This window comes from Actinophytocola sp. KF-1 (assembly GCF_054661535.1).
Window position 1 is genome coordinate 376,029 of sequence record NZ_BAAFVK010000003.1, and the last position, 18,317, is coordinate 394,345.

At 70.6% G+C, this 18,317-nt stretch carries 16 protein-coding genes and 1 tRNA gene; 8 read left to right on the forward strand and 9 right to left on the reverse strand.

The window, feature by feature from the left end:
- Nucleotides 1–13 precede the first annotated feature (13 nt).
- Together ACYQ77_RS11655 and ACYQ77_RS11660 are read right to left on the reverse strand one after the other, a co-directional pair.
- Nucleotides 14–853 (reverse strand): undecaprenyl-diphosphate phosphatase, encoded by an 840-nt coding sequence (locus tag ACYQ77_RS11655; protein WP_459710247.1) that lies wholly within the window; start codon nt 851–853, stop codon nt 14–16.
- Complete coding sequence (locus ACYQ77_RS11660; protein ID WP_459710249.1) at nt 850–1,899, reverse strand: LLM class F420-dependent oxidoreductase; 1,050 nt, start codon at nt 1,897–1,899, stop codon at nt 850–852. The genes ACYQ77_RS11655 and ACYQ77_RS11660 overlap by 4 nt, the downstream gene beginning before the upstream one ends.
- 91 nt (nt 1,900–1,990) lie before the next feature.
- Between ACYQ77_RS11660 and ACYQ77_RS11665 the strand changes: the two genes are divergently transcribed.
- The 4 genes from ACYQ77_RS11665 to ACYQ77_RS11680 all read left to right on the forward strand — a co-directional run bounded on the left by ACYQ77_RS11665 (nt 1,991) and on the right by ACYQ77_RS11680 (nt 5,020).
- Nucleotides 1,991–2,962, forward strand: coding sequence for an aldo/keto reductase (locus tag ACYQ77_RS11665; RefSeq protein ID WP_459710251.1), 972 nt, complete (start codon nt 1,991–1,993; stop codon nt 2,960–2,962).
- A 54-nt stretch (nt 2,963–3,016) separates the two neighbouring features.
- Nucleotides 3,017–3,697: a carbonic anhydrase gene (locus ACYQ77_RS11670; RefSeq protein WP_459710253.1), complete on the forward strand. Its 681-nt coding sequence runs from the start codon at nt 3,017–3,019 to the stop codon at nt 3,695–3,697.
- Nucleotides 3,698–3,824: 127 nt separating this feature from the next.
- A complete protein-coding gene (locus ACYQ77_RS11675) occupies nt 3,825–4,811 on the forward strand; it encodes a YncE family protein (RefSeq protein WP_459710254.1) in 987 nt (328 codons plus the stop codon).
- A complete protein-coding gene (locus tag ACYQ77_RS11680) occupies nt 4,808–5,020 on the forward strand; it encodes a DUF5703 family protein (RefSeq protein WP_396112717.1) in 213 nt (70 codons plus the stop codon). The genes ACYQ77_RS11675 and ACYQ77_RS11680 overlap by 4 nt, the downstream gene beginning before the upstream one ends.
- Before the next feature lie 14 nt (nt 5,021–5,034).
- On the opposite strand, the gene ACYQ77_RS11685 is transcribed toward ACYQ77_RS11680, so the two are convergent.
- The 3 genes from ACYQ77_RS11685 to ACYQ77_RS11695 are packed head-to-tail and all read right to left on the reverse strand — an operon-like array spanning nt 5,035 to nt 7,823.
- Nucleotides 5,035–5,580, reverse strand: coding sequence for a DUF2231 domain-containing protein (locus ACYQ77_RS11685; RefSeq protein ID WP_459710257.1), 546 nt, complete (start codon nt 5,578–5,580; stop codon nt 5,035–5,037).
- A 57-nt stretch (nt 5,581–5,637) separates the two neighbouring features.
- A complete protein-coding gene (locus ACYQ77_RS11690; RefSeq protein ID WP_459710259.1) occupies nt 5,638–6,507 on the reverse strand; it encodes an alpha/beta fold hydrolase in 870 nt (289 codons plus the stop codon).
- The gene (locus ACYQ77_RS11695; protein WP_459710261.1) at nt 6,504–7,823 is read right to left on the reverse strand and encodes a M20/M25/M40 family metallo-hydrolase; all 1,320 of its coding nucleotides are present in this window, start codon (nt 7,821–7,823) and stop codon (nt 6,504–6,506) included. The genes ACYQ77_RS11690 and ACYQ77_RS11695 overlap by 4 nt, the downstream gene beginning before the upstream one ends.
- A gap of 73 nt (nt 7,824–7,896) precedes the next feature.
- Between ACYQ77_RS11695 and ACYQ77_RS11700 the strand changes: the two genes are divergently transcribed.
- A tRNA-Leu gene (locus ACYQ77_RS11700) sits at nt 7,897–7,980 on the forward strand.
- A gap of 172 nt (nt 7,981–8,152) precedes the next feature.
- On the opposite strand, the gene ACYQ77_RS11705 is transcribed toward ACYQ77_RS11700, so the two are convergent.
- From ACYQ77_RS11705 to ACYQ77_RS11715, 3 genes are all read right to left on the reverse strand, one after another.
- Entirely contained in the window at nt 8,153–8,554 is a 402-nt protein-coding gene (locus tag ACYQ77_RS11705) for a hypothetical protein (RefSeq protein ID WP_459710764.1), read from the reverse strand.
- Nucleotides 8,555–8,698: 144 nt separating this feature from the next.
- On the reverse strand, nt 8,699–8,908 hold the full coding sequence (locus ACYQ77_RS11710) for a hypothetical protein (protein WP_459710262.1): 210 nt from the start codon (nt 8,906–8,908) through the stop codon (nt 8,699–8,701).
- Between the two features lie 136 nt (nt 8,909–9,044).
- On the reverse strand, nt 9,045–9,425 hold the full coding sequence (locus ACYQ77_RS11715; protein WP_459710773.1) for a hypothetical protein: 381 nt from the start codon (nt 9,423–9,425) through the stop codon (nt 9,045–9,047).
- A 361-nt stretch (nt 9,426–9,786) separates the two neighbouring features.
- On the opposite strand from ACYQ77_RS11715, the gene ACYQ77_RS11720 reads away from it, so the two are divergent.
- The 3 genes from ACYQ77_RS11720 to ACYQ77_RS11730 all read left to right on the forward strand — a co-directional run bounded on the left by ACYQ77_RS11720 (nt 9,787) and on the right by ACYQ77_RS11730 (nt 14,596).
- Nucleotides 9,787–10,242 (forward strand): hypothetical protein, encoded by a 456-nt coding sequence (locus tag ACYQ77_RS11720; protein WP_459710264.1) that lies wholly within the window; start codon nt 9,787–9,789, stop codon nt 10,240–10,242.
- A 704-nt stretch (nt 10,243–10,946) separates the two neighbouring features.
- Complete coding sequence (locus ACYQ77_RS11725) at nt 10,947–13,448, forward strand: tetratricopeptide repeat protein (RefSeq protein ID WP_459710266.1); 2,502 nt, start codon at nt 10,947–10,949, stop codon at nt 13,446–13,448.
- A gap of 74 nt (nt 13,449–13,522) precedes the next feature.
- Nucleotides 13,523–14,596 (forward strand): sugar ABC transporter substrate-binding protein, encoded by a 1,074-nt coding sequence (locus ACYQ77_RS11730; protein WP_459710267.1) that lies wholly within the window; start codon nt 13,523–13,525, stop codon nt 14,594–14,596.
- Between the two features lie 29 nt (nt 14,597–14,625).
- On the opposite strand, the gene ACYQ77_RS11735 is transcribed toward ACYQ77_RS11730, so the two are convergent.
- Entirely contained in the window at nt 14,626–18,240 is a 3,615-nt protein-coding gene (locus ACYQ77_RS11735) for a DEAD/DEAH box helicase (RefSeq protein WP_459710268.1), read from the reverse strand.
- Between the last annotated feature and the right edge of the window lie 77 nt (nt 18,241–18,317).

An 18,317-nucleotide genomic window follows, 5' to 3' on the forward strand; every position in this document is an offset into this window, starting at 1 on the left:
AACGCGCCGCCGGTCACGGCGCGGGGCCGGCGTCCGGCGCCAGCACCCCGAACCCGACCAGCACGAACAGCAGCACGCCCAGCGCGATCCGGTAGATCACGAACGGCAGGTAGCTGTGCGTCGAGATGTACCGCATCAGCCACGCGATCACCGCGTACCCGACCAGGAACGCCACGACCGTGCCCAGGATCGTCGGGCCCCACGCTGGCGCGTCCGCGCCGCCGATGTCGGTGAGCTTGTACAGCCCGGAGGAGAACACGGCGGGCACGGCCAGCAGGAACGCGTACTCCGTGGCCTGCGGCCGCCGGTAGCCGAGCAGGCGGCCCATGGTGACCGTGCCGCCGGACCGCGACACGCCGGGCACCAGCGCGAGCGCCTGCGCGAACCCGTAGGCGAGGCCGTGCGGGATCGTCAGGTGGTCGAGCGAGTACTTCTTCTGGCCGAGGTGGTCGACGACGCCGAGCAGGATGCCGAAGACGATGAGCGTGGTGGCGATGAGCCGCAGGTCACGGAAGGCGTGCTCGATCGAGTCCTGGAACAGCAGGCCCAGGACGGCGATCGGGATCGTGCCGACGATGACCAGCCACGCCATGCGCGACTCCGGGTCGTCGCGCCAGGTGCGTGGCCTGCGCAACGACCGGAACCACGCGGCGAAGATCCGGCCGATCTTCTTCCGGAAGTAGATGATGACCGCGGTCTCGGTGCCGATCTGCGAGACCGCGGTGAACGCCGCTCCCGGATCGTCCCAGCCCGCGAAGGCCGCGCTGATCCGCAGGTGTGCGCTCGAGGAGATGGGCAGGAATTCCGTCAGTCCCTGGATGAGACCCAGAACGATGGCTTCGAGCCAGCTCAACTACCTACTCCCGCGAGATCCAGAGCCTCCACCGCGACGCGCAGGGCCGCGATGCTGTGCTCAAGATCTTGCAGTACCGGTGAGACGGTCAGTGTGGTGACCCCCGATTCGGCGAGGGCCTGCATCTTCTCGGCGATCCGCTCCTTGGGGCCGAGCAGCGCGGTCTGGTCGAGGAAGCCGAGCGGCACCTTGGCGGCGGCGCCCGCGTAGTCCTTCGCGAGGTAGCGGTTCTGGATCTCGGCGGCCTCGGCCTCGTAGCCCATCCGGCAGGCGAGGTTGTTGTAGAAGTTCTGCTCGCGGCTGCCCATGCCGCCGACGTAGAGGGCGGCGTAGGGCCGGATCTGGTCGGCGGCGGTCCGCCAGTCGTCGCCGACGACGAGCGGCGACGTGGGCACGACGTCGAAGCCGTCCATCGTCTTGCCCGCCTTCTCGCGGCCCTTGCGGATGAGCTCGATGGACTCGGGGCCGTACTCGGGCGAGTAGAAGATGGCGAGCCAGCCGTCGGCGATCTCGCCGGTGAGCTCGAGGTTCTTCGGGCCGATGGAGGCCAGGTAGATCGGGATCTCGGCGCGGTGGGGCGCCACGATGAGCTTGAGCGGCTTGCCGGGGCCGTCGGGCAGGGGCAGCGTGAAGTGCTTGCCGTCGAAGCTGACGCGCTCGCGGCGCAGGGCCTGCTTGACGATGGCGACGTACTCGCGGGTGCGGCCGAGCGGCTTGTCGAACTTGACGCCGTACCAGCCCTCGGACACCTGCGGGCCGGACACGCCGAGGCCGAGCCGGAACCGGCCGCCGGAGAGCGTGTCGAGCGTGGCGGCGGTCATGGCGGCCATGGTGGGCTGGCGCGCGGGGATCTGGAGGATGGCGGAGCCGACGTCGATCCGCTCGGTCTGCGCCGCCACCCACGACAGCACCGTCGGCGCGTCCGAGCCGTACGCCTCCGCGACCCACGCCACCGAGTAGCCGAGCCGGTCGGCCTCCTGGGCGAGTTTCAGGTTGTTCGCGTCGTTGCCCGCACCCCAGTAGCCCATGTTCAGTCCGAGTCGCATGCACGGACCATACCGTCAATTGGCGCTCCGCCAATTGTGATGTCGGTGAGTCTGCCAGCGAGTACGCGGACCTGCCCGTACCCTTCGCCCGGTGGAGCAACGACACCTCGGGCACAGTGGGCTGCGGGTGTCCAGGATCGGCCTGGGCACCATGACCTGGGGCCAGGACACGGACGCCGACGAGGCCGCGAGCCAGCTCGTGGCGTTCGCCGACCTCGGCGGCACGCTGGTGGACACCGCCGACGTCTACGCCGACGGCGAGGCCGAGCGGATCCTGGGCGGCTTACTCGACGACCTCGTGCCGCGCGAGGACCTGGTGATCGCGACCAAGGCGGTCGCGCGGCGCGGCGACGGCCCGTTCGGTGGCGGCGCGTCCCGGGGTGCGCTGCTGTGCGCGCTCGACGGCTCGCTGCGCAGGCTCGGCGTGGACCACGTCGACCTGTGGCAGCTCCACGCGTGGGACACCGCGGTGCCGCTCGAGGAGACGCTCTCCGCACTCGACGCCGCCGTGACCAGCGGCAAGGTCCGGTACGCCGGCGTGTCGAACTACAGCGGGTGGCAGCTGGCGACCGCGGCGACGCTGCAGCGGCACAAGCCGGCCGCGATCGTGAGCACGCAGATGGAGTACTCGCTGCTCGAACGCGGGATCGAGCGCGAGGTCGGGCCCGCCGCGGACTACCACGGCGTCGGGCTGCTCGCGTGGGCGCCGCTGGGCCGCGGCGTGCTGACCGGCAAGTACCGGGCCGCGACCCCTGCCGACTCGCGCGGCGCGTCCGCGCACTTCGCGCCGTACGTCGACCACCACCGCAACGAACGGGCGGCCCGGATCGTGCAGGCCGTGGTGACGGCGGCGGACGGGCTCGCGACCTCTCCCCTGTCGGTGGCGCTGGCCTGGGTCCGGGACCGGCCCGGCGTGTGCTCGGCGATCGTCGGCGCGCGGGACACCGGGCAGCTGCTCGGCTCGCTGGTGTCCGAGGAGCTGACGCTGCCCGCCGCGATCCGCGCCGCGCTGGACGACGTCTCCGACGTCGAGCTGAGCTACCCCGAGCGCCGCCTCGTCTGACGCTCCGTCATCGGACCGTTGCGCAGTTCACACAAACCGGGCATCGTATGCAGTATGGAGTATGCAAAGTTGTCGCGTCGCTCCCTGCTGGGTCTCGGTGCCGCCATCGCCATCGGGACCGCCGCCGACGCGACCTTCCCCGCCTCTGCCGCTCCCCTCACCCCCGCCGACCCCTGGCAGCGCCTCGTCACCGGCAACAAGCGGTTCGCCGCGGGCCGGTCACGCCACCCGCACCAGGACCCCGCCCACCGCGTGAGCCTCGTCGACGCACAGCACCCGATCGCGTGCGTCCTGGGCTGCGCCGACTCCCGCGTGCCCGCCGAGATCCTCTTCGACCAGGGGCTGGGCGACCTGTTCACCGTGCGCGCGGTCGGTGAGGTGCTCGACGACGCGGTCGTCGGCAGCATCGAGTACGCCGTCGGGCACCTGCACGTACCGCTGGTCGTCGTCCTCGGGCACTCCGGGTGCGGCGCGGTGAAGGCCGCGATCGACCTGGCCGGCGGCACGAGCGAGGTGACCGGGTCGGTCGACACCGTGGCCCGCGCGATCGAGGCCACCGTCCGGGCCACCCCGCCGGACCCGGACGGGACGGCGTTCCTGGCCGCCTGTGTCCGCAACCAGACCACCAGGGTCGCCGAGGAACTCGTCCGCCGGTCACACACGGTGGCGGCGGTCCGCCCCCGGATCGTCACGGCCGTGTACGACCTCCGCAGCGGGCGTGTCACGGCCCACTGACTCACCCGGCCGCCACGACACCCCGGACAGGGGTTAGCGTCCAGTGCGCATTTAGGGGATGCTGGACAGATGTCCCGTCGGCGCGACACGGGTGCGCCGGCGAGACCCGGGGTCGTGTCGGAGGTCGATGTTGCGTCGCAAGGTTGCCGTGCTGCTGGTGGTGTGCGCGGCGGTGGGCTCGGGTTGTTCCGCCGAGCAGCAGGGCGACGAGCTGATGGTGACCGACAACCCGGTCGCGGCCGTCGCCGCCCAGTCACCGCCCGCCGCCACCAAGCCCGCCGGCACGGTCACGGCACTTGCCGACGACGTCGTCGCCATGGCGTACGAGCCGAAGTCCGGCACGCTCGCGGTCGCGGGCAAGGACACGGTCCGGCTCTACCCGCTCACCGACACGCTCGGTGAGCCGAAGACGGTGCCGCTGGCGGCCGGGTCGCTCACCGTCGACGGCGGCGCCTTCCTCGCCGCGGGCGCGAACAAGGTCGTGCGCGTCGCGGTCGACGGCACCACCAGCGACGCGGGCACGTTCCGCGGCGAGCCGGTCAGCACCGCCACCTTCGACGGCCGCACCCTCGTGGCCATGCGGGACGAACGAGCGGTCGCGATCGTCGACGACGCCAAGGTCCAGCGGATGATCAGCGGCGACATGATGAGCGCCGACCAGGTGCTGTCGACCGGCAAGGGCGCGGTCGTCCTGGACCGGCTGCGCAACGCCGTGTTCGAGCTGGACGTGCCGGGCGCGTCGATCTCCCAGGGCCTGCGGGCCGGCAAGGGCGCCACGAACGGCGTCACCGACCGGTACGGCCGGGTGCTCGTGACCGACACGCGGGGCGGCGCGCTGCTCGCGTTCTCCCTCGACCCGCTGCTCCTGCGCCAGAACTACCCCGTGCCGGGCGCCCCCTACGCCATCGCCTACGACCGGGAACGCGACCTGGCGTGGGTGACGTTGACGGAAACGAACCAGGTCGTCGGCTACGACGTAGCCGGTGAAGAGCCGAAGGAGAAGTACCGGTTCCCCACGGTGTCCCAGCCCAACACCGTGGCGGTGGACCCCGGCTCCGGGCGCGTGCTGGTCGCGTCCGGCACAGGAGATGGGATTCAGGTGATTGCCATATGAGCTCTGAGGTGGTCGACGGGGACTGGGAGTACCGGCCGCTGCGCCTCCCGCCAGGGTTGTCGCGACGTGCAGCGGCCACGCAACTGTCCATCCACGCCGAGTTCGCCGGCTGGGAGCTGTCCAACGTGCGGCTCTACTCGGACGGGAGCAGGCGGGTGCTGCTGAAGCGCAAGCGGGCCCGCGGTCTCCTGCCGGGGCTGAGCACCTAGCGGACCGGCCCCGCTCACCCGCCGTTCTGCGGCGGGAGGTTCTGGACGCCCTCCCACACCGCGCGCGCTCCCGCGTCGCCGACGCGGTAGACGTGGATGCCGGTGCCGACCGCGAGCCCGACGGTCAGCACCGCGAGCACGATCATGACCAGCGCGGGCGCCTTGCGCGGCTCCCCGGTCAGGGCTTCTTCCGCGCCACCGGCGCCGACCGCCACCTTCGCGGGCGCCTTCCGCGCCGCCATCGTGTGCACGACCATCAGCGCGCCGAGCGCGACCGTCAGGCCGAGCGCCCACCAGATCATCAGGTCGGCCAGTTCCTCGTGCGACCGCACCAGCGGGCTGGTGCCGACCCGGTTCTCCAGGTTCTCGCCGCTCTCGGTCGCGACCGGCACGAGCGCCGTGGCCACCGCGGAGGCCGCGAACGCGAGCCACCCGAACCGGCGCCGCGCCGCGGGCCACACCGCGCTCAGCACCGCGCCGAGCGCGGCGAGCACGAGCAGCACCACCACGAAGTGCACGACCAGCGGGTGGAGCGGGAGACCGCCAATGAATTCGGGCACGTTACCTCCGTCTGTCGTCTCGTCGACGGCTCGTTACGCGCCGCTTGCCCGAATGGTTCACCCGTGCAGCGCGGCGCGCACCTGGGCGACGATCCGCGGCAGGACCTCGGGCACGGCCTCGAGCGGCAGCATGTGCCCGGCGCCCGGCACGGTCACCGAGTGCCCGCGCACGGTGTCGGCGAGCCTGCCCGCGTGCCCGGCGGGCACGAGCCGGTCCTTCTCCCCCACCATCGCGACGATCGGCCGGGTCGCCACCACCTCGAGCGCCAGGTCCAGCACGTCCCGGTCCAGCGCGGGCCGGAACAGCGCGACCGTGCCGGGCCAGTGCTCCGACACCATCTCGGCGACCAGCCGGGCGTCGTCCGGGTCGGGGTCGTCGCCCAGCAGCAGCCACCGCAACCCGATGGTGGTGGCCTTGTCGATGCGCCGGTGCACCTCGTCGACGAGCCGGGGCCCGAGGATGGCGTGCAGGTCCTGGACCAGCCTGCCGAGCGGTCGCGGCAGGGTCTCGGCCACCCAGCCGACCGAGGTCGACAGGAACAGCAGCGCGCCGATCCGGTGCTCGGCGAGCAGCCGGTGCCGCGCCGCCATCACCATCGCGACGTGCCCGCCCATCCCGTGCCCCACGACGACGACCGGCCCGTGCGGGATGGCCCGCTCGACGACCTCGGCCATGTCGTCGGCGAGCTGCTCGAGCGTGGCGGTGGCGTCGTCGGCGGGTGAGGACTCCCCGTGCCCGCGGTGGTCGTAGGCGACGACCTGCACGGAGGTCGTGGCGGGCAGCAGGGTGCGGATCTTGTGCCAGACGCGCCGGTCCTGGGCGTAGCTGTGCAGGAGCAGGACGGTGGCGGTCGCGTCGGGGTCACCCTCGCGGACGAGGGCCAGGGTGGCCCCGTCCGCGAGGGTGAACCGCTCGGTGGTCGTCAACAGTTCTGGAGGAACCGATCGAGCACCCGGGTGCCGAACCGCACCGCGTCCACGGGGACGCGCTCGTCGACGCCGTGGAACAGGGCGGTGAAGTCCAGGTCGGCGGGCAGCCGCAGCGGCGCGAACCCGAAGCACCGGATGCCCAGCGTGTGGATCGCCTTGGCGTCCGTCCCGCCCGAGAGGACGTACGGGATGGTCCGCGCCCCGGGGTCCTCGGCCTGCACAGCGGCGGTCATGGCGTCGACGAGGTCCCCGTCGAAGGTCGTCTCGACGGCCGGCAGCCGGGACACCCACTCCCGCTCCACGTCAGGCCCGAGAAGCTCGTCCACCTCGCGCAGGAACGCCTCTTCCCGGCCGGGCAACACCCGGCAGTCGACGACGGCCTCAGCCACCGAAGGGATGACGTTGGCCTTGTACCCGGCGTTCAACATGGTCGGGTTGGCGGTGTCACGCAGCGTAGCCCCCACGACACGCGAGAACGGCCCCAGCTTGGCAACCGCTTCACCTGGGTCGTCGAGATCGAACTCAGCCCCGGTCAGCGCGGTCACCGACTCGAAGAACGCCCGCAACGAGTCGGTCACGACCAGCGGAAACTGGTGCGCCCCGAGCCGAGCGACAGCCGCGGCGAGCTTCGTGACGGCGTTGTCGTCATGCAACATCGACCCGTGCCCGGCCCGCCCCCGAACCCGAAGCCGCATCCAGGCGATCCCCTTCTCGGCGATCTCGATCGTGTAAGCGCGGACATCCTCCCCCAGGGTGACGGAGAAGCCACCCACCTCACCCACAGCCTCGGTAACCCCCTCGAACAGATCCGGCCGATGCTCGACCAACCACTGCGATCCGTAGTGCCCACCCGCCTCCTCATCAGCCAAAAAGGCGAACACAAGGTCCCGAGGAGGGACAACCCCGTCCCGCTTGAACCGCCGAGCGACAGCCAAGGTCATGGCGACCATGTCCTTCATGTCCACGGCCCCCCGCCCCCAGATGTAGCCGTCCTGCACGGCCCCGGAAAAGGGATGAACCGACCATTCGGTCGCGTCAGCCGGCACAACGTCGAGGTGCCCGTGGATCAGCAAGGCCCCACGCGAGGGGTCACTCCCGGGCAGCCGAGCAAAGACGTTCCCTCGCCCAGGCGCCCCAGACTCGACGTAGGTGGTCTCATACCCCACCTCCTCAAGCTTCCCGCGAACGTACTCGGCAGCAGCCCGCTCCCCAACGGTCGTAGCAAGCTCCCCGGTGTTGCTCGTATCGATCCGGATCAGCTCGGACGTCAACTCCACGGCCTCGTCCTGGGCCAGCTCAATCAGCTCGGTCACGTGGGACTTCCTACCATTGCGGCCCCCCTGCGAGCCCGCTGGAAGACGTCCGCTACGCTATGCGCACCACAGAGTCCGAGTGGCGGAATGGCAGACGCGCTAGCTTGAGGTGCTAGTGCCCGACAAGGGCGTGGGGGTTCAAGTCCCCCCTCGGACACGCACATTATTCACCCGCATCGAAATCTCAGCGGTGGAACCCCCTGGCTCATACAGAACCTGCAGGCCTGTGCCTGCATAGAGTTCGGCCAGCTTCTCTCTACTAACCCGGCTCAACGTTGCGGGCACGTCTCCCAACGAGTCGATGCGTGCATACGCCTCGGCAGCTTCCATCAGGTTCGGCGCAGGTGTGTTGTTGATCTCTGCCTGTGCCGCTGCCCGCTCCGCTTGAGCGGTGTTGATCGCCTCCACGAGCGAGGACGGATCGATGCCCGCAGCGATCGGCGCATGGAACCTCCGGATCTCTGCCTCGGCCTTGGCGAGCCGACGTTCAGCCGCCGCCGGCCGCTCACCTTCTGCCCAGCTCCATCCTGTGAGGCCACGAGCGCCGCAACGGTCCTGTCAATGTGGTCTCGGTGGAAGAGTTCGGCGAACCACCCGTTGACCGCCTCCCGGATCGTGTCCTCACGGAGGTAGACCGCTGCCGGATGCGTTGCCAGCGCAGGAGATCCCGGTGCGAGCGTCCGAGCCGGACACCGGTAATACATGGCGTGCTTACGTGGACTTCCCTCCATCTTCCGCTTGCAGATCGCGCACCGGATGCGCCCGCGGAACAGGTAGTACTGCTTGACCGGCCGCGCCGAGCGTTCCGTCTTTCGCGCGGTCCGCAACTCATCAGCGGCCTTGGAACGACGAAGCAACTGCTGCGCACCCGGAGATCATCTCTGTGGAGGACTTCGCGCAGGCTCAAGGTCTTCTGCTTGGTCCACCGTCCGAAGATGTGCTGCCTTGCCAACCGTCGGCGAGCCGGTGCGTGTTCTGCTCCGGCCGCCGTGCCGACGGGCACGGGATGCGGTCCTGTTGAGCCCGTTCGCAATCGCCCGGTCACCAAGCCCGGCCAGGTACTCGGTGAAGATCCGCCGCACCACCTCGGCCGCTGGCTCATCGATCGCCAGGACTCGCAGCCGATAGCCCTCCGCAGCCTTCCGCGGTTCGGGTGCGGGCCGCCGTCGACAACCTTGTATCCGTACGGCGTCCGGCCACCCTGGTGCCGGCCCTCGTTGATCACCTGCGCATCCATGGCGGCACGCACCCGAGCCTGGACGTGCCGGCGTCCGATTCGCTCATCCCGCCGAGCACGCTCATCAGCACCTTGTGCGACGGATTCCGCGCATCGAACTTCCCGCCCAGCTCCGGCACCCACAGGTCCATCCCGTAAGCGGCGAACCGCGGCGCGATCAACGAGAACTGGTTACCGAACCAGCACCCCGTGCCCTCCCCCACGACCACCGCGTTCCACCCCCGGTCCGGCCGCTTCAACGCGGCCAGCACCCGAGGCGCCTCCGCCCGCCGCTCCCACGGCACCGACCGCGACTGGCCCACGTCGAAGAACTCGGCAACGACCTCCCCGCCGAGCGGCCCGACGAACTTCGACGCGTTCCCCAACTCGCCAGGTGCCCGGCCGCGTCCCAGTCCTTCCCTGCCTTGAAGTCCGCCACGTACAACCGCGTGTGCGGGTCCAGCGCCAACCCCGCCGCGGCCAGCCGAGCGGCGAACGTCTTGCCTGCCGAGGAATCGCACCCACGTCATACGCACGATGGCCAGGTGCTCAACTGCCTGGTCGATCCGACCAGCGTCGCGCTCGCTAAGGGCGAGCCGGTACCGGATCCATCCCGTGTGAGGATGGTGTTCGCCCAAGACTCGGACCCTGGCGAGCAGCACCCCCCGAACACCGCGGTCGCCCGTTCCGCGTCATCGGCGTCGCGGGTCCGCACAGCGATCGCGCACCAGGTGCTGAGCACGTCGGGTGATCGTGGCCCAGGACGCGGATTCGGTTGGCGAGTACCTCTTCGAACAGCTCGATCGCTCGTGCGCGCTCGCCGTGCCGGTATGTCCAGGCGGCGCGCAGTTGCCGGACACGCAGCGTCTCGTGGTGATTGAGCCGTGCACCCGCGTGACATCGTCGACCAGTTCGCCGAGCCGCCACCGCCTCGGCGTAACTGCACGCCTCGCCGACCGGTCGGCCTTCGAGCACACTGCAGGTGTGGTGTCCATCATGACCATGAAGATGTCGAGGCAGAGCACCACGAGCTGCCACGGCCCTGCCCGGTCCGCGCCCGCGCCGACGGCTTCCGGCTCTGCGGAGATCTCGACGATCACCCTGTTGCCCGTGTCCGCGGCACCTTCCTCACTCGGTCCGTCTCCGATGGGAACGGCCACTGACTTCGCGCGCAGACGAAACGTCAACGCACCCCACCGGTGAGGTACCACAACGTCACGCCTGCGAAATGCCAGGGCGGATCATCTCGCGCGCTCTCGTATGGTGAACGGATGTCTGACCGTACGGACGTGGCTCCACCGTGGGGCAACGAGATCCACGAGGAAGTCACCGGACACGTTGTCCAGGCGCACACGATCAACGGGGGCGTGCATTTCGGTGGTACCCGTCGGTACCGGCTGGCGCCGATGCCGGTGCCGCGGACCGGTGCGTCCGCGGATCTGCCGTTGAGTCAGCTGCTCATGGCAGACAAGGGAGTCGTGGCGTTCGCGGGCCGCAAGGCGGAGCTGGCGACGTTGCACCGGTGGCGCGACGAGCCGGCCCGCGCGGCCTTGCTGTTGGTGCACGGGCCGGGCGGACAGGGCAAGACGCGGTTGGCGGCCGAGTTCGCGGCGGAGTGCGGGCGAGCGGGCTGGGCGGTGCTCGCGGCGTCGCCGGATCCCGGTGCGTCGTCAGAGGCTGGAGCCGGGGACGGGAACGCCGGCAGGCTGGTGGTGGTGGACTACGCCGACCGCTGGCGGGCAGAGGACCTGCTGGCGTTGGCAGCGGATCCACTGTGCGACGACACGGTGCCGGTACGGCTGTTGCTGGTCGCGAGGTCCGCGGGGTGGTGGGCCGAGCTGCGTCACGAGTTCGTCCGCGGTGACTGGCGCACCGGCGAGCTGCGGCTGGGACCGCTGGCAGTCGCGGTGTCCGCGCGCCGCGCGCTGTTCGACCGTGCCCGGGACCGGTTCGCCGCGATCCTGGGCGTGCCGGACGTCGAGCGGGTCGAGTGCCCGGCCACCGTGTCCAGAGACGAGTTCGGGTTGGTGCTGGCGGTGCACATGGCGGCGTTGGCCGCTGTCGACTCGCATGCCAGAGGACTGCGGCCGCCGGACGATCCGGTCGGGATCTCGGCGTACCTGCTGGATCGCGAGCGTGCGTACTGGCGCCGGGTGGCGGGCAGTGGGCGGCCGTGGGTCGGGCAGGACACCATGGCGCGTGCGGTGTTCGTCGCGGTGCTGACCGGCGCCTTGCCGTACGACGACGCCGTTGGCGCTCTCGACCGCGCACAGGTGTCGTCGAGCCGGGCGCTGGCCGCCGACGTGCTTGCCAGTCACAAGACGTGCTACCCGCCGACCGACCCGGGTACGGTGCTGGCGCCGTTGTACCCCGACCGGTTGGCGGAAGACTTCCTCGCGTTGCTGGTCCCGGGGCACGGCATCGACGCTCACGTGGCTGATGCCTGGACGGTCACGGCGCTGCCCCGGTTGCTGACCAGCTCGCAGTCCGACATCGTCCGGTCTGGGCTCACGGTGCTCGTCGAGGCCGCGCGGCGCTGGCCCCACCTCGTGCACGAACAGTTGGACCCACTGCTGCGCGCGCATCCCCAGCTTGTTCTCACCGCCGGTGGTGCGGTGCTGGCGGCGCTCACCGACCTGACCGAACTCGACCAGGGCGTCCTCGCGGCGATCGAGCCGTTCCTGCCCGCGGGCCGGCACGTGGACCTCGACGTCGGCAGTGCGGCGCTCGTCGAGCGTCTCACCGGTCATCGGCTCACCGAGAGCGGGCCCGCCACGCGCGCCCTGCTCTTGGCGAGGCTGGGTGAGCGCCTCTCGTTGGCCGGCCGGTTCGACGAAGCGGTGGCGATGGCGCAGGAGGCGCTGCGCATTCGTCGTGCGCTCGCGGAGGTGCTGCCGGAGATCTTCCGGCCGGAGCTGGCGCGTTCGCTGCTCGGTCTCGGCATGCGGTTCGGTGAGATGCGGCGGTGGCACGACGCTCTCCCGGCCGTGGAAGAAGCACTCGACATCTACCGATCCCTTCCGCACCCGGTGCGGGAGGAGCTGGCCGCTGCCTTCGACGCACAGGGAGCCTGTCTGTCCGAGCTCGGCAGGGACGCCGAAGCGTTGCCGGCCGCGGAGGAAGCGGTGCGGATCTGGCGTGAGCTCGGGAACCCCAGCAAGTTGGCGGAGGTGTTGCACAACCTCGCGATCAAGCTCGGCAACCTCGGCCGGTTCGACCAGGCACTGGCCGTCGCGAGGGAAGTACTCGACATCCAACGTCCGCTGGCCAGGATCAGCCCGCACGAGTTCCAGCCATACGTGGCTCTCACGCTCAACAGTGCCAGTAACTACCTGTCCGGACTCGGCAGGCACGACGAATCGCTGGCGATGGCGGAGGAGGCGGTCGCCATCTACCGCGGCCTCGTCGACGTGCGTCCGGACGCGTTCCGCGCGGATCTCGCCCGAGGGCTGCACACGCTCGGCAGGGCACTCCACATGCTCGGACGGGTGGCGGACTCCCTCGCCGCATCGCGGGAAGCGGTGGACATCTATCGCGAGTTCGCGGACGCACCGGCGTTCTTGCCCGCGCTCGCCCTCGTGCTCGACGGATTCGCTCAGGACCTGTCCGACATGGGTCACCACGACGAGGCGGTGGCCGCCGCCACCGAAGCGTGGACGATCCGCCACAACCTGCCGGAGTCCCGCCCTCATCTGGCCCACGCTGCCACGCGGTTGAGCCGCGTCCTGTCCCAGGCTGGACACCACGACCGTGCGCTGCCCCCGGCAGAGGAAGCAGTCGCGACCTGCCGGCTCCTGCACGCGGCCGATCCCACGACATATGCCCCCGAACTCGCCGAGGCACTCAACGCACTCGGCAACCGACTGTCCGCCGCGGGCCGCAAGGCCGACGCCGCCGCGGTGACCGGGGAGGCGGTCAGCCTGCACCGCACGATCGGGCAGGACGCGTGGCTGGCCGGCACGTTGTACAACCTGGCCACCCACCTGATCGCGACGGATCGTGCCGCGGAAGCCCTGGCGGCAGCGGAAGAAACGGTCGCGCTCTACCGCATGCTCGACGCCCCCGAACATGAGCCCAAGCTGGCCCGGGTGCTGAGCGAGCTCGGTACCTTCTTGTGCAAGGCCGACCGCCTCGGCGAGGCACCGCGGGTAACCGAACAGGCCATCGAGATCTACCGGCGACTGGCCGTGGACGAGCCGGCGTTGTACCTGCCGCACCTCGCCAGATCGTTGCGGAACAGCTGCACCTGGCTCGCGATCGCGAACCGGTGGCAGGAGGCGTTGACCGCGATCGAGGAATCCGTCGCCATCACGCACATGTTGACCGGCGCCGGCTCAGAGGATGAGGTGTCCGCCAACCTGCTGGCGCTGGCCCGCCGCCAGGTTGGCGGACGGCGGAGGAATCGGTAGCGCCGGCCGCGGCACCGTAACTGTTCGATCACTGGGGAACAATGTCCGGCAGGAGTCGTCGCTGGAGGAATTGCATGACATGGCTCGACCGCGATCGAACCCCTGCGTTGTTCGCGATAGGGACGTCGGTTGTCAGCGGTCTCATTTCCCTCGCCATCGGCAAGTTCATGACCGACGCGCCGAGGAATGTGCTGGTCGTCTGGGTGGTCGCGGTTGTCGGCACCGTCGTGCTCGTCGTGCTCGCCGGCATCCAGGTGATTCGCCGTGCCCGCAAGCGGGCGCGGCGCGTTTTCTTGATCGTCTCGGCGTTCGACCAGAAGTACTACGTCGCGGAATTCGTGCGGCAGCTGACCAACGCCTTGGACCGGGCCAACATCGATCTGGTGCTCAAGGTGCCCGACCGCGATTCCGACGCGAGCGCGCAGGCCCATCTCCTCGAGCGGGTGCTGGAAAGAAAGCATGACTACATGGGCGGCGTCATCTTCGCCGGGGAGGTGGATATCCTCCGCGACGACCTGGCGATGTTCTGCCGGAAGTCACGCCTGCCTGTCGTGTTCACCGACCTGGAGCCCTTCCCGGAAGACGAGTATCCGGAGAACAGCGTTTACGTCGGCTACGACACCGCGGAGCTCGGACGGCAGGCGGGTTGGTGGCTCGTGAACCACCTTCGCGGCTTCCGGCGCCCTCGGGTTCTCATCATCGCGAGCCGCGAGCACGCGAGCAGACAGGAGGAATGCGCGCGGATTCTGCGAGCCGAACTCAAGGGCGTGGAGGTCGTCATCGACGACACCTGTGACTTCATGCGGTCACGCGCGCGCGACGCTGTACTCAGACACGTCAAGAACCTCCGTCCCCAACAGTGTCTGCACGCCATCTTCTGTACCGACGACGAGATGGGACTCGGCGTACTCGAAGCGCTGAAGACGCCTTCGCCGCTCACCGCGTCCACGGTCGTGATCGGGATCGACGGGGTGGTGGAGGCCAGGTCACTGATCGACAGCGGCACCAGTCCCTTCACCGCGTCTGTCGTCCAGAACACCCACCAGCTCGCGCTGGGCATCCTCGACTCACTGGTCAAGATGCACCGCGGCCGCCCTTTACCCAAGCGCAGGGTGCTGAAAGCCTCGATCTACGAGACCGGTCGCTAGCACCGACATCGGTGTGGTGGGGCGGAGTTTCATGCGCCGCGGGAGGGAACCGCTGTGTAGTGATCCGCCAGCCAGCCGGTGGCGGTGTGGTCCCCGCGTTTGGTGAAGATGGCCGCGCCACGAGCCGGAGCGTCGGCGGTGTCCGGGCTCGGTGTGGGGCATTCGGTGGTGGTGGTTCCGGTGATCGGCACGGTGTGGGTGGTGGAGCCGGTCCAGGTGGTGAGGGTGCCGGTGATGACGCCGGTGGCGTGAACGTGACCATCGGTGATGGTGAGCTGGGTGCCGGTGGTGCGTTCCCGTAGGAGTGCGGTGTAGTCGGCCGGGGTGAGCTGGCAGTGGCGGGGCGCGGTGGCGTGGGGCCAGTCGGGGGCGGTGATGCCGCGGCTGGTGGCGGCGGCCCAGAGTTGGGGTACCAGGTCGTTCGTCTTGAGCGGGCCGGCCATGTGTTCGCACATCCAGAGCAGGCGGCCGGCACCGCGGGGTGGGGCGCAGCGGCGCCAGCGGACGCGGCGGGCGAGGTCGGCGGCGACGATGGCGATCCAGGGGTGGGTGGTGGCGAGGTAGCCCTGGGCGCCGAGCCAGCCGAGGTAGCGGGGCGCGGCCTCGAGGACCGGGTAGAGGGTGCCGGCGGGGATGCCGGCGATGGTGCGGCTGGGACGGGCGAACAGTTCCGGTGAGCGGGCGACCAGCATGAGCGCGGCTTGCGCGAGGTCGCCGGGTTCGATCGCGGCTCCGGCGCCGAGACCGGTGACCGCGGTGGTGGAGCCGATCAGGTCCTGGCGCCCTCCGGCCTTGCGGATCGTGGCGACCGTCGGCCGGAGTGGTTCTGCGACGGGTGCTCCGGCGAGTTCGGGCACGAGTGTCGCGATGGACTCGATCAGCCAGTCCTCGGCGGTGTCCGGATCGCTCGGGACGGGGAGGGTGGCGAGGTCGGCGCGGAGCTGGGCGCCGACGCGGGTGCCGACCATGAGCCGGGCGGTGAGCTTGCCGAGTTCGGTGACCGCGACGCCCTCCGTCTGGTCGGGGCGGGTGACACCGGTCAGGTAACCGGCGTCGAGGAGGAAGTCGACGGCGTCGGTGACCGGTTCGGTGTCCTCGTCGCCCTGGTGGTGACACAGGGTGCGCAGCCACCACTGCTCGGCGTCCTCGACGCTGGTGATGCGGCCCTGGAGGACCTCGGCGAGCACGTGGTCGGGCAGGGTGTCGTGGATCTGGGAGTAGACGGTGTAGCCGTCGACGAGCGCGCCCTGCCAGTCGGCGCGTTCGTTCTCGGTGGTGATCAGGTAGGCCCAGCCCTCCCGCTCCCCCGCGCCCACCCGGCCGGCGCGGCCGAACATCTGCAGCACCGTGGCGACATCGAGGTCGTCGAGGCCGACCCTCGTGTCGCGGACGACGACCGCCCTGGCCGGCAGGTTCACCCCGGCCGCGACCGTCGTGGTCGCCACCAGGACGTCCCAGTCGCGGTCGCGGAACCGGGTCTCGGCCTCGCGTTTGAACTCCCAGTCCTTGTAGTGCAGCCCGACCCGGGCGGCGGCGCAGAGCTGGTGGACGCGGTCGATGTCGTCGAGGTGCACGCCGGCGACGTGCTGCCCGCGTGCCGCGGCGAGCGCGAGCGCGGTGGCGCGGACGTTGGGTTTGGTGCCGCAGAACACCAGCGCGCTACCGCCGTCGTCGGTGATCCGCTGGACGAGGTCCACCGCGACCCGGGTACGCAGGTCGGAGTCGGTCTTGCGGTCCGAGGACGCCGGAATCATCGGGAGCTGCCAGGTCAGACGGGAGGGCCGCCAGGTGGTGGTGACCAGTTCACCGTCGAGCCACTCCGCGATCTCCGCGGCGTTGGACACCGTCGCGGACAACCCGACGATCCGCACCGGCGAGTCCACGCCCCGCACCCGCGCCAGCAGCGCCTCGAGGAGCGGGCCGCGTTCGGCGGCGCCGAGGAGGTGGATCTCGTCGACGACCATGCACCCGACCTCGGCCAGCGCGGTCTGCAACGAGCTCGCCCGGCACATGGCCTCGAACTTCTCCGTCGTCGCCACCCACAGGTCGGCCTCGCGGACCTTCTCGACGTCGACGCTGTACTCCCCCGACAGACGCTCGACCCGCAGCCCCTTCCCGCGCCACGTCTCCAGCTCGCGGTCCAGCTCGTCGGTCAACGACCGCTGCGGCACGAGCCACGCCGCCTTCCGCCCCTCGGCGAGAATCGCGCGCAGCACCGCGAGCATGCCGACCACGGTCTTGCCCGCCCCCGTCGGCGCCGTGATCACCAGGTGATCGCCCGTGCCGAGCACCAGCGGAGCGGCCTGCGCCTGGGCCGGGTTCAGCGTGGGGTACGGCAGGTAACCCAGCCACTCCCCCGGCACCAGCTCCGCCGTGGGCACGTACGGCTGGTCCTCGTCCTGGCTCGTGGCGGCGTGCGCGTCCCACATCGCCTCGAACGCGTCCCGCGCGTCGTAGGCCGGCTGGTCCACCACCCGCGAACCCCAGTCGGCATGCAGCCCGCCGGCGCTGGTCAACGCCACCGTCACCGACAACGGCAGCGCGTCACCGCTGCCCGGGTCGACAGTGGAGACGATCTCCTCCTCGACCCAGTGCGGCACCGACCGCACCTCGGCACCGGCATCCGCCAGCCGCCGTCCGAGCTGCTCGAACGCCGGAGCGGCCGGAAGCAGCACCCGTACATCGGTGCCCGCGGGCAGGCTGGGCAGCACCGTCGCGGGATTCGCGATCTTGCGCCAGTACAACCGCCGTGTCTCCGGCGGCGGTTTCACCACCTGGACACGGACCGGACCCGTGCCCTGCCTGCGACCACCGTCACGCGACGTGCCGAGCATCCACGACGCGACCTCGCCGGCGCTCACCGCGCGGATGCGCGATCCCGGCGACGGCGAACAGTCCCTCCCCGGTAGGGCTGCCACCCGCGCCCGGCCGCCTCTGGCGCGAGCCCGGCGGTCAGGTGGCTGGGGAGCCCACCGGTTCCGCGGCCTGTCGTCGGCTGGGTTCGTGCCGTCGGCCGCCGAGGCGGCGAGGAGGCCGGCCCGGACCTCGCCCACAATGCTCGATCGCGCCACCTTCAGCTTGCGGGTGGTGAACGTCGCCGGGCACGCCGGGCAGACCAGCGCCGCCTGCACCCGCGGCCGGCCCTTCTGCTCGTACACCCGGCTGAACCCGTGCAAGGAGCCCGCGCAGCGCGGGCACGGCACCTCGGTCTCCCGCAGGTACTCCCAGCCCGGCAACGCGAACCGCGCCACGACCGGGGACGGACGCACCCCCCACCGCGCCTCGGCCAGGCCGGGGACGCTCGTGTCACCCCGGGCCGTCACCGCACCCGCCTTGACCGTCGCGCCGCGGGCCACGAGGTCGGCGTGGGTCTTCAACCCGAGGTCAGGGAGCGTGAACGACGCGGGACACGCGGGGCAGACGACCGCGACGTAGCGGTAGGTCTTCCCAGCGCTCTCGTACGGCTTGCGCATGGTGTGCAGCTCGCCATGGCAACGGGGGCACACCACGTCGACCGTGCCCTCGTACGACCAGCCCGGCGGGTCGAACCGCTCGATCGCCGCGGCCGGCCGCACTCCCCACCGCTGTTCGGCGAGATCCGCGACCGACAGGTCGTCGCGTCCCCCGGCCTGCTCACCACTCAACTCACGTCCCCCATCGTCACGGTCGGACCACCCAGCGTAATAGGACGTGGATGAGCGACCGATCCACGCCGGGCTGG

Excerpts from the sequence above, each read along its gene's own strand:
- ACYQ77_RS11675 (WP_459710254.1), top strand. The coding sequence starts at position 3,825 with ATGTTGCGTCGCAAGGTTGCCGTGCTGCTGGTGGTGTGCGCGGCGGTG.
- ACYQ77_RS11730 (WP_459710267.1), top strand. The coding sequence starts at position 13,523 with ATGACATGGCTCGACCGCGATCGAACCCCTGCGTTGTTCGCGATAGGG.
- ACYQ77_RS11660 (WP_459710249.1), bottom strand. The coding sequence starts at position 1,899 with ATGCGACTCGGACTGAACATGGGCTACTGGGGTGCGGGCAACGACGCG.
- ACYQ77_RS11670 (WP_459710253.1), top strand. The coding sequence starts at position 3,017 with ATGGAGTATGCAAAGTTGTCGCGTCGCTCCCTGCTGGGTCTCGGTGCC.
- ACYQ77_RS11705 (WP_459710764.1), bottom strand. The coding sequence starts at position 8,554 with ATGGAGGGAAGTCCACGTAAGCACGCCATGTATTACCGGTGTCCGGCT.
- ACYQ77_RS11680 (WP_396112717.1), top strand. The coding sequence starts at position 4,808 with ATGAGCTCTGAGGTGGTCGACGGGGACTGGGAGTACCGGCCGCTGCGC.